The sequence below is a fragment of the Myxococcus sp. AM009 genome (assembly GCF_013372605.1).
Lineage (GTDB): Bacteria > Myxococcota > Myxococcia > Myxococcales > Myxococcaceae > Myxococcus > Myxococcus vastator.
In genome coordinates, this window is record NZ_JABXEP010000087.1 from 23,695 (window position 1) to 33,992 (window position 10,298).

At 70.4% G+C, this 10,298-nt stretch carries 9 protein-coding genes; all 9 read right to left on the bottom strand.

Annotated elements, in window-relative coordinates:
* Positions 1-10 precede the first annotated feature (10 nt).
* A complete protein-coding gene (locus HV824_RS21475) occupies positions 11-190 on the bottom strand; it encodes a hypothetical protein (protein WP_163784307.1) in 180 nt (59 codons plus the stop codon).
* Positions 187-1,050 (bottom strand): hypothetical protein, encoded by an 864-nt coding sequence (locus HV824_RS21480; RefSeq protein ID WP_368738092.1) that lies wholly within the window; start codon positions 1,048-1,050, stop codon positions 187-189. Before HV824_RS21480 ends, HV824_RS21475 begins: the two co-directional genes overlap by 4 nt.
* Entirely contained in the window at positions 1,044-2,150 is a 1,107-nt protein-coding gene (locus tag HV824_RS21485; RefSeq protein ID WP_176420529.1) for a hypothetical protein, read from the bottom strand. Before HV824_RS21485 ends, HV824_RS21480 begins: the two co-directional genes overlap by 7 nt.
* Positions 2,147-3,718: a TadE/TadG family type IV pilus assembly protein gene (locus HV824_RS21490; RefSeq protein ID WP_176420528.1), complete on the bottom strand. Its 1,572-nt coding sequence runs from the start codon at positions 3,716-3,718 to the stop codon at positions 2,147-2,149. Before HV824_RS21490 ends, HV824_RS21485 begins: the two co-directional genes overlap by 4 nt.
* Complete coding sequence (locus HV824_RS21495) at positions 3,694-4,458, bottom strand: TadE/TadG family type IV pilus assembly protein (RefSeq protein WP_176424090.1); 765 nt, start codon at positions 4,456-4,458, stop codon at positions 3,694-3,696. The genes HV824_RS21490 and HV824_RS21495 overlap by 25 nt, the downstream gene beginning before the upstream one ends.
* Before the next feature lie 163 nt (positions 4,459-4,621).
* A complete protein-coding gene (locus tag HV824_RS21500) occupies positions 4,622-6,160 on the bottom strand; it encodes a DUF4388 domain-containing protein (RefSeq protein WP_176424091.1) in 1,539 nt (512 codons plus the stop codon).
* A 16-nt stretch (positions 6,161-6,176) separates the two neighbouring features.
* Positions 6,177-7,007: a hypothetical protein gene (locus HV824_RS21505; RefSeq protein WP_176424092.1), complete on the bottom strand. Its 831-nt coding sequence runs from the start codon at positions 7,005-7,007 to the stop codon at positions 6,177-6,179.
* A gap of 34 nt (positions 7,008-7,041) precedes the next feature.
* A complete protein-coding gene (hemW, locus tag HV824_RS21510; protein ID WP_176424093.1) occupies positions 7,042-8,247 on the bottom strand; it encodes a radical SAM family heme chaperone HemW in 1,206 nt (401 codons plus the stop codon).
* Positions 8,248-8,260: 13 nt separating this feature from the next.
* On the bottom strand, positions 8,261-10,298 hold a 2,038-nt coding region (locus HV824_RS37985; protein ID WP_176424094.1), incomplete at its 5' end, for a plectin 1 isoform 8.

Here is a 10,298-nt window from a genome sequence, read left to right on the forward strand (position 1 = left end):
CCCCCATGGCTCAGATGGGGGCCTGGATGACGTAGTAGATGGAGTTGAAGTAGCGGTGGAGCGCGTTCAAGAGCGCCACCAGGAACGGCCACCCCATCGTGCTGAAGCCCAGCAGGGCCGCGGTGACGATGGCGTACTCCACCATGGACTGGCCGCGGGCGGCCCGTGACTGACGCGGGGACTTCTTCATGGGGCAACGCTCCGGCGTAGCAGCGTGAGTTGGAGCTCGACTCCCGGACCGGACGAGCGGCCGCGCAGCACCGCGCGGCCACTCACGGACTCCTTGAGCACTTCGAACCCGATGCCATTCGACTCCACGGGAGCAGGCGCCCCGACCTGCCAGCCGCGCTCGCGGAAGAGGTCGCCGTAGCGCCGCGCCGCCTCGGCCGGTGAGTCCGCGTGGAGCTGGCCCGTCACCACGTGGTGCGAGGCGCCCTCCATGTTGAAGTTCACGGTCCGGGTCTCCGCGAGTTCAGCGGGCACCGGAAGCCAGCCGGGCACGGCCGCCGCGCGCTGCAACATGGGCCCCACCTGACCGGAGGACACGAACACCAGCGTCTCACCCCCTTGGGCCAGCGTGGACACCAGCCGCACCTCTTCCGTGGCGGGGCTCCAGTAGCCCACGTAGCCGCCCTTCTCTCCGTGGCGTTGGTGCAGCACCGGAAGCCCCTTGGCGAGCAGGGCCTGCGCGTAGTGCTCCAGGACCTTCGCGGGCGCGTCTTGTGTGGAGAACCACGCCACCGCCATGGGCGCCTCGGGCCCCAGGTAGTCAGCGGCCAGCGCGTCGGGGCGGGTGGCGTTGGGGTACGGAGGGAAGTGAACCAGTGCCCGCTGGAGGATGGCCTCCTCCGCGGGCGTGCGCACCCAGCTCCGGGAGGCTAACTCCACGTCGGTGCCCAGCTCCGGCGGGCTCCATTCCTGGCTGCTGTCGCTGCCCCGGTAGACGGCGTGCTCCCAGGAGAAGCCGATGAGGCCGCCCACCACCGCCACGGAGAAGAGCAGCGCGGGAATCCGGACAACGGGGCGCGTGGCGGCAACAGGCGTCAACACGACTCCGACCTCTCGCAACCCAGGTACCAGTTGCCGCGCGCCTCATAGGAGCGCTGGTTGTTGTCGCCCTCCCAGTCCTGCCACTCACTGCTGAAGTAGCCCTGGCGGCTCCCGCCCTGCTGCTCAATCTCCTCTTCGACGCCACCTCCGCCTTCGTGGGGTTTGATGGCGAGGCTGGGATTTCGAGGATCATCTCCCGGTGTCTTATAGCCCCGGGGCCGCAACCGCAGGCCCTGGTGCAGGAGACTGGAGCCGATGGCCTGGCTCACCAGCCCCTCCACCGCCGAGGACATCTGCGAGAAGGCCGGGTTGTCATCGTTCTGATAGAGCTGGATGACACGCTCGTGCATGCCTCTCCCTCCGGGCGTACCCGGCCGCACGTCGGCGTGCTCCGTGAGCGCCCAGGTATCGGTGAGGATGGCGATCTGCTCCCAGGGGAGCAGGTAGACGTTGTCGCCCCGTCCGTGGGAGCCGGGGTCTCCGTTGCCCGTCGCGTTGTTATGGACGCCGTTGGCCCGGTCCTGCGTCTCCTTCGCCAGCTTCACGCGGGAGAACTCCGGAAGGAACGTCTCCGGCAACAGGTAGTTCTGCACGCCCAGGCGCGCGGAGCAGCGGATGAGGCCACCTCGGCCGAAGGTGTCCATGAAGGACTGGTGGAGCGACACGCCATACGCGCCCACGGCCTGCGCATCCAGCGTGCAGTACACCTGCTGCCCGCCGGGGTTGAGCCAGCAGGCATGGGCGACAACGTCGGTGTGGTGGGATTCGTCGTTCTGACACTCCGGCCCCTTCCCCGGCCCGTAGCTGTCGAGCCCCGACTCGTGGTCGCAGTACATGTACCGCGAATAGGCCTGCGCCATCTCGAAGCCGGAGAAGGCCTCCGTCGTCGTCCCGCCGTCCTCCGTCGCCACCGACTCAGGTTCCTTCTCGTAGTCGAGGACGGTGTAGTCCCACGCGGTGGTGAGCGACGTCTCCTGCGAGTCCAGCATGTGGCGCAGCAGGTCGAAGAGGAACAGTGAGTAGAGGAACACGGGGATGATGACGAGCATGCACACCGCCATCTCCACGGAGGCGGCGCCTCGACGGGACGCGCGCGTCACAGGGACACCCCCGGGACCTGCGCCAACCGCGACGCGTCGGTGTTCCCCGCTGCGTTCAGCACCTCCGCGGCCTCATCGGAGCTGATGGGATGCAGCTTCGCGCGCCAGTAGGGGCTGAAGAGGTTGGGGGCCTCGCGCCAGCCATTCGCGCCAAAGCGATGGTAATAGACAAGCGCCTTGGAGATGGCCACGCCTTCCTGCGCCGCGAGCGTGAGCGAGGCCGAGCCCTGGGCACCATGGTCCAGCCGCACCTGCGCCGATGAATTCAATTCCCAGGGTGCCCGCTTCGGGTCGCCCACCCGAAGCCGCCGCGTGAGGTAGCTGTAGACGCGAGGTTGACCCCAATCACGCGCCGAGGACGGGTTGGCGCGGAACTTCATGAAGCAGTTGCCTGAACGGGCGCAGCCCGACAGCGCGTTCGCGTTGACGCCCTCGAAGTTGTGCGAGCCCGAGTGCGCGCCGTCCGGCTCGTGGCCGCCGCCATTGGCGTCGCTCCAGACGCCCGCCTCGTAGCTGCTGGCCCAGGTGAAGCCGTGCCGCCACGTGTGAAGGATGCGGCCCTCTTCCTGCGCGGCGCTGGTCGTCCCGGAGTTGCCCCCCTGCTTTCCACCGCTGTTGACCTCGGACTTGTTCTGGACCGTCTTGGAGGTCCCTTCGTGTTCGAGCACCAGGTAGGAGCCCTGGTCCGGGATGTCCCGGAGCTCGTCGAAGAAGTCCGGGTGCAGGTAGGAGGGCTTCATGAGGCCCAGCCTGTCCCCCTTGTAGGCGCGGTTGGCGCCCCAGTCCGAGCGGGTGGCATTGGCGATTTCAGTCATCACCCGCGCCAATGCATCCGGAGAGGCGTTCTCGACGCTGTTCCGGCAGTCCATTCCATCCACCGCGCAGTTGAACTCGTTCGCGTTGAGTCCCCCCACGGCTTGCGAGAGGTCACTGGCCCCGGGGACGCTGTACTGAGTCAACAGCGACAGGCCGTGGCTGCGTCCATCCCGCACCGCCTGGAGCGTCTGGGAATGGGCCTCGCGCTGAGAGGCGTGGAGGTTGTCGACCATCAGGTCCACCCCTCGCACCGCGGCGTTGAAGCTGGACTCGAGCGAGCGGACCTTCTGGTCGTAGTCCTGCCCCGCCTTGTCGAACTCGCCGGCGATCTTCTTCGCCTCGGCGGCGTGGGCGCAGTGCACCGCGCAGGTGTAGCAGGAGAAGCACTTGGCGAGCTCCATGAGCGCGATGGCGTTGAAGTTCTTCGCCGAGGCCCGCATCATCTCGCCCGTCACACTCGACGCCGCCATGTAGGCGTGGATGCTGTTCATCGCGACGTAGGAAGCAGCGATGCCTCGGTTGCTGACGGCATAGTAATTGAGCGACCGCGCCTCCAGGACGGCCATGGAGTAGGCCAGCGCGTCGCTGTGCTGCTGCAAGCCCATCTTCTGGCGCAGCGCGTGCGCGAGGTTGAAGCTCAGCGTCACCATCAACGCCAACACCAGGAAGGACAGCGCCCCCAGGACGATGGCCTGCCCCCGCTGCGCGCGTCTCCGGGCCTTGGGCCTCAGTAGGCGAATGGGAAGACGCATTCATTGCTCCCTGGCAGGGCTGCCCGGTTGAGGAAGAAGTTGGACTGCATCCGCATGGTGTAGGTGGCGCGGATGGGAGAGATGAAGATGCGCTGAGCTGCCGCCGCCTCCAGCAGCGAGTCGGTGCGCTCGGGGGAGCCGTCGCCTTCGGGCGTCTCGCCCTGCATGCGCAGCACGGACGTCATCTTCCGGCCGCGGGTGGACTGGTAGATGACCCAGTCCGCGAAGGGGATGATCATCCGGTAGTTGAAGGTCACCTGGACGCGCAGCTTGGTGCGGTGGCTCTCCTTCCAACCGGAGGGCGCGGTGTTCCGGGGGTCATCGAAGTCCAGCTCCGGGCCGGCCCCGCCGACGTCGCCCCGCGTGGGCCCGCAGATGGTGACCTCCGCGTGCTTGAGCGACGTGCCGGGAATCTGGTTGCCTTGCAGGTCCTGCCACTTCTGCTGGAACTCCGCGGCGCTGCCCACCGGGGGGATGTGGGCGCGGTTCTGCACGCCGCTCGGCACACTCAGCAGCGGCAACAGCACCGCGAGCGCGGCCTTCTCCATCACGTCCACCTTGGCGCTGTTCAGCGACCCGGCCCGCACAGCCTTGTAGGCGGCGTACTTGGTCAGCAGCCGCGCCTGGTGCATCAACCCCAGCTGGAGGATGCCCAGGATGAGGAAGACGAACAGGGGGAGGACAATGGCAGCCTCCACGGCCGCCTGGCCCGACTGATTCCTCTCACAAAGACTGCCCATGGGCTCAAAGACTACCCAGCGGTCCCCGCAAAAAGAAAAACCCAGACCCCTGCCGGTCCGAAAATAATGGCATCCACTGTCGGACTTCAGACAGACGCCACCCAGGGGGGCTGGAAATGGCCCCAAATCCAACAACAGACAAACCCTGTCAGACAGGGGCTGCCTAGCGCCGCCGGACAATCTCCTGGATGAGCTCGACGTAGCGGCGGTTCTTCGGGTTCAGCTTGAACGCCCTGCGGAACGCGTCTTCGGCCTGCCCCCACTGGCCTTCGCCCTGGGCCACTTCACCCAGGAAGGCCCAGCCCTCCTCCAGCGAGGGCTCCTGGCGCAGCACCTCCTGCAGCTCCTGCTGCGCCAGCCGTCCGTGCGCCTCCGGCTTCATCAGGTAGCGCGCGTAGGCCCGGTAGGCCTGGTACAGCGGCTTCGGGTCGATGTCGCAGGCGTACTCGAAGTACTCGAAGGCCCCCGCGTGGTTCCGCGCGGCCAGCCGGCGCTTCGCCTCGTCGAACTGCGTGGTCGCGTCCAGCAGGTCCGTGCGGATGCGGAACTGCTCGGCCGTGGTGGGCCGCGTACCCCGGTCCTTCTCCCGGTGCGCCGCGCGCCGCTTGCGCCACAGCAGGTTCTGCTCCGCGTCCGACAGCGCGCCAAACGCCTTCGCATGGGCCGCCAGCAGCACCTCCGCCTTCTCGCGCAGCTCCGGCGTATGGAAGCGCAGGGGCGCGTACCGGTCCGCCAGGGCCAGGAAGGCCTTGCGCAGCGGCACCGGCTGCACGTCCTCGGGCACGTCCAGCAGCGCGAAGGGGTCCTTGCTCCGGTGCGACATGAAGGCGCTCACCAGGGCATTGCGGGCCGCCTCGTCCTCGTCGGAGAACGGCGTCCCCTGCGGCGCCTGCGCCGCCGCCGCGGGCGCCACTGGTTCAGGCGCGGCGGCGGGCGCCGTCCCCTTCCCCGCGCTCAGCCGAGCCGCCTTCGCGTCCACGTCCTCCGCGAAGCCCGCGACCTCCAGCAGGCACAGCGCGTACAGGCGCCGGAGCACCATCTCCGTGTCGAAGCCGGTGCGCTCCATCAGCTCGCCGAAGGTGGGCCTCAGCCGGAGCGCCTGGAACAGCCGCGCGTCCTTCGACGACAGCTTCAGCCCCGCCTCCGTGCCCGGCATCTGCCCGAAGCGGCGCTCGTCCGTGAAGGTGAAGTGCGTGGCCACCGCGTCGAACGGCATCACATTGGCCACGCCTGTGAGGATGAGCTGGCCCGTGTTCGTCCGCACGCTGGCGTCCGGAGGCTCCACGTCGGCGATGAGCCGGTACTTCGCGTCCACCCAGCGGAAGCAGTCCAGCAGCTTGTGCGCCAGGTTCGCCTGCAATTGCTTGTACAAATCGAAGGGGCTGATGAGGCCCTTCTGCACCAACAGGCCGCTGAGCGGCACCTCCGCGGAGATGCTCTCCGCCAGCGCCTTCTGGTAGTCCGTCTCCGACAGCTTGCCCTTCTCCACCAGGTACTTGCCCAGCGTCTCGTGGAGGAGGTTGGACTGGCACGCCACCGGCGCGCCGTCCTCGAAGACGATGCGCTTCTCCCGCTGGCGCACCTTCAACTCCAACGTACAGGTGCGCTCCTCCGCCATCAGCGCGTGGAGCAGCAGGGGGAACGGCGTATCGGCCAGCACTCCCTCCCGCTGGCGGAGGACCTGCGACGACGTGGGGAACATGGGCGAGAGCCTAGCGCTACTCGCCCAGGTACTCCTCCATCCCCGACGCGCTGGGTGGCTCGCCATACGCGCCGGAGTCGTAGCGGCCGCCGTAGCCGCGCTCCGGGGTCATTCCGAACCGGGGCAACACGGACGCCAGCCCCCCCAGCACCAGGGCCACGGCCGCCGCGTACATCAACGGCCGGCTGGGCCGCGCGCGCCAGGCCCACTTGCGCTCCCGGCGCCGCTGGAACCGGGGCGCCACCACGTATTCCCCCCAGGCCAGGTCACGCATCCGCTTCGCGTCATCACCACGGCCCGCCCGGCGCAGGGCCTTGGCCAGCAGGTAGCGGCCCTCCACCGTGCCGTGCCGCACCTGGCAGTAGCGCTCCAGCGCCTCCACCGCGCCCGCCACGTCGCCGCGCTTCAGCCGGAAGCGTCCGCGCTCCAGGTCGATGGCGCCCAGCTTGTGGTCCGCGTCCAGCTTCGCCGCCTCGTCCAGCAGCAGCTCGCCGCGGTGGGAATCACCGGCGCCCAGGTAGGCCACGCCCAGCAGGTACAGCGTGTCCACGTCCTCGTCGCCCGCCTCCAGGTTGGGCTTGAGGATGTCCACCGCCTCGGCGTAGCGGCGCTGCTCCACGCGGATGTCCGCCAGCTCGTGCCGCGCGCGCCGCTCATGCGGGTTGGTGAGGATGGTGCCCGCCAGTTGCCCCGCGCGCTGGAAGCGCTTGAGCAGGCGCACCGGGCTGGGGAGCACCTGCCACGTGAAGCGGTCCGCCACGAAGATGATGACGAGAATCAGGCCCAGCGACAGCAGCGGGCTGCCCGTCAGCAGGGTGAGGAACAGCCACAGTATCCACTTGCTCATATGCCTCTCGAAATCCGTTCCGCTGGACGCAGCCCTAGAGCAGCCGCGCGCACACGGCGCTGTGGACGTCCGCGCCCTTCTCCGTCAATGCCAGACGCCCGTCCCGCAGCGTCGCGAAGCCATGCGCCACCAACCGCGCGACCTCCGCCCGCCGGGGCTCCACCGGCTGCCCATATCGCTGGCAGACGGCCTCCCAGTCCACGCCCGACACCAGCCGCAGGCCCATGGCCAGGCGCTCCGCGAAGAGCTCCTCCGGGCCCAGCGGCTCGCGGCCCTCCTCTGGCAGCCGCCCCGCCTCCGCCTCCACGAGGTAGCGCTCCGCGCTGCGCAGGTTCACGTACCGGTGCGGCTGGGGCGACAGCAACATCCCCGTGGCCCCCACGCCGAGCGCCAGGTACTCCCCGCCCGTCCAGTACAGCGCGTTGTGGCGCGAGCTGCACCCCGGCCGCGCGTGGTTGGACACCTCGTAGCGGTGCAGGCCCGCCGCCCCGTACACCTCGCGCACCACCCGCGCCATGTCGACCACGGTGTCGTCGGGCGGGAGCACCAGCTCGCCGCGCTTGAGCCGCTTCGACAGGGGCGTGTCCTCCGCCAGCACGTCGCGCTCCACCGTCAGCGCGTAGGTGGACAGGTGCTCGGGAGCCAGCGCCACCGCCCGGCGCGCATCCGCCTCCACCTGCGCCACCGTCTGCCCGTGCACGCCATAGATGAAGTCCATGGACACCACCGGGAAGCCCGCGCTCCGGGCCGCGTCCACGGCCCCTTCCACCATGGCCGCGTCATGCGCGCGCCCCAGCGCCTTGAGCGTCTCCGGCTGGAAGGACTGCACCCCCAGCGACAGCCGGTTCACCCCCGCCGCGCGGTAGCCCGCGAAGCGCTCCGCGTCCGCGCGCTCCGGGTTGCCCTCCAGCGACACCTCCACGCCGGGCGCCACCCGCAGCCGCGCGGCGAGGCCGTCCAGCACCTGGGCCACGTAGCGCGGGTGCCACAGGGACGGCGTCCCACCGCCCAGGAAGATGGAGTCGAGCACCTTCCCCGCGAGCGAGGGCTCGGCGGCCAGCCGGGTGTCCAGCTCCGCCAGCACCGCGCGAGCGTAGCGCTCCTCCGGCACCTGCCGCGCCACCGCCACCGCGAAGTCGCAGTACGGGCACTTCGCGAGGCAATACGGGAAGTGCAGGTACAGCCCGAAGCGGGCCGCCGGCATTCCCGTGAGGGCATCCACTGGCGCGTCGAAAGGCATGAAGGGGAAACCTCTACCTCTTGCCCTTCAATTGCGCCTCCAGCCGGGCAATCTTCGCCTTGTACCCCGCCGCGTTCTCGAGCGCTGTCTCGGCCGCCACCAGCTTGCGCTTGAGGTTGGCCGCGTCCGCCTTGAGCTGCTCGCGCTCCGCCTCCCAGTCCGCTGGCGCACCCGCGCGCTGAGAAGGCGCCGCTGGCTGCTCCGCCAGCTTCACCTCGAGCGCCTGCCGGGCCTCCTGCTCTGCGTGCAGCGACGCCTCCGCGCGAGCCAGCTTCGCCTCGGCCGCCGCGCGCGCCGCGTCCGACTTGCCGCTGGCCGTCGCGGCCTGGGCCTTCGCGCCCTCCAGGGCCCCCTCCATCATCTTCAGTCGGCCCTGGAGGCGCTCCACCTTGTCCGCCTCGGCGCGCGCGGCCTCCAGCTCCTCGGTGAGCGAGGCCACCTGCGCCTCGGCGCCGCCGTGCCCCGCCGACAGCGACTCCACCTGGGCCTCGGCCTGGGCCGCCTTCACCTCCGCGTCGGTGCGCTCGGCCTCCGCCGCCTCGCGCCGCGCCCGCTCCAGGGACAGCGCTTCGTGGGCCTTCGCCACCTCTGCCTGCAGGCGCACCAGCTCCGCCTCGCGCTGCGCGGACGCCGCCTCCAGCATGGACACCCGGGCGGACAGGCCGACGCGCTCGGCGTCCTTGGTGGCCGCCTTCAGCTCCACCGCGGCGAGCTGCTCCTTCCACGACGCATGGTCCGCGTGCGCGGCCTCCACCGCCGCCGTCAGCTCCGTCACCTTCGTCTCGGCCTGCTGCACCGCCTCGCCGAGCGCCGCCGCGTCCGCTTCCATGCGGTCGCGCAGCGACACCTGCTCCACCTCGGCGGCCTCCAGCGCCTCCTTCAGCGCCGCGGCCTCCCCCTCCGCCAGCTGCGCCCGCTCACTGGCCTGCGCCAAGCCCTCTTCCAGGGCCTGTGAGCGCTCCTCGGCCTTGGCCGCCTCCGCCGCCAGCTTCGCCTTGAGCTGGGTCAGCTCCGCGGTGCGCGCCTCCAGCGCCTGGCGCAGCGCGGGCAGCTCCGCCGCCTCGGTGGTGCGCGCGGTGAGCGCCGCGCGCAGGCCCACGATTTCGGCGTCCTTCAACGCCAGCGAGCGCTCCAGCTCCGCCACCTGCTCCTGCAGGGTGCGCAGCCCGTCCTCCACCACCGCCAGCTGCTTGCGCGCCTCGTCGCGCTCGGCCTCCAGCGTGCCCGCGCGGCCCTGAGCCTCCTCCAGCGAGCTCTTCGACCAGTCGCTCTCGCTCTCCAGCGCGCTCAGCCCGGACTGGGCCTCCGCCAGCGCGGCCTCCAGCTGCGCGGCGCGCAGGCCCAGCGAGTCCTTCTCCGCCGACGCCGCCTCCAGGTCGGTGGTCAGCCGCTCCACGTCGGCGATGGCCTGCTGGTACTGCTCCTGGACGGCCTCCAGGGCGCCCTGGGCCTCGGACTTCTCCGCGGCCAGCTCCGCCACGCGGTCCTGGGCCAGCGACAGCGCTTCCTTCGCGCCAATCAGCTCCTCGGCCACCGCGCCGCGGGCCTCTCGCTCCTCCTGGAGCTCCGACGTCAGGCGCGGCACGTCGGATTCGACCTCCGCCAGCGCGCGCGACAGGTCCTTGCGGTCCGCCTCCACCGCGGTGAGCTCTTCCTGGAGGCTGGCGAGCCGCGACTGGGACTCCGCCGCCGCCCGGGCCAGCTCGTCCTGGAAGGCGGAGACGCTGGCCTTCGACTCCGCCAGCTCCTTGCGCGCCAGCGTCAGCGACTGCTTCACGCCGTGGAGCTCGCCGTCGCGCTCCGCGTACAGCGTGCGGCCCCGCGCCAGCGTCTCCGTCTTCTGGCGGACCACTGCCCGGAAGTACTCCAGCTTGTCCTCGGGCGAGCCGCCCATGGGCATCCGGATTTCGGGCGGCTCACCGAATGGATCATTCCCCGGGGTCCGCGCGGCGCGGACGGCGGGGGCAGGAGCGGCGGCGGCCGGGGACGCGGGCGCCTTCGGGGACGCGGGCGCTCCCGTGCCCTTGGGCACGGCGGCCAGGGGGGCTGTC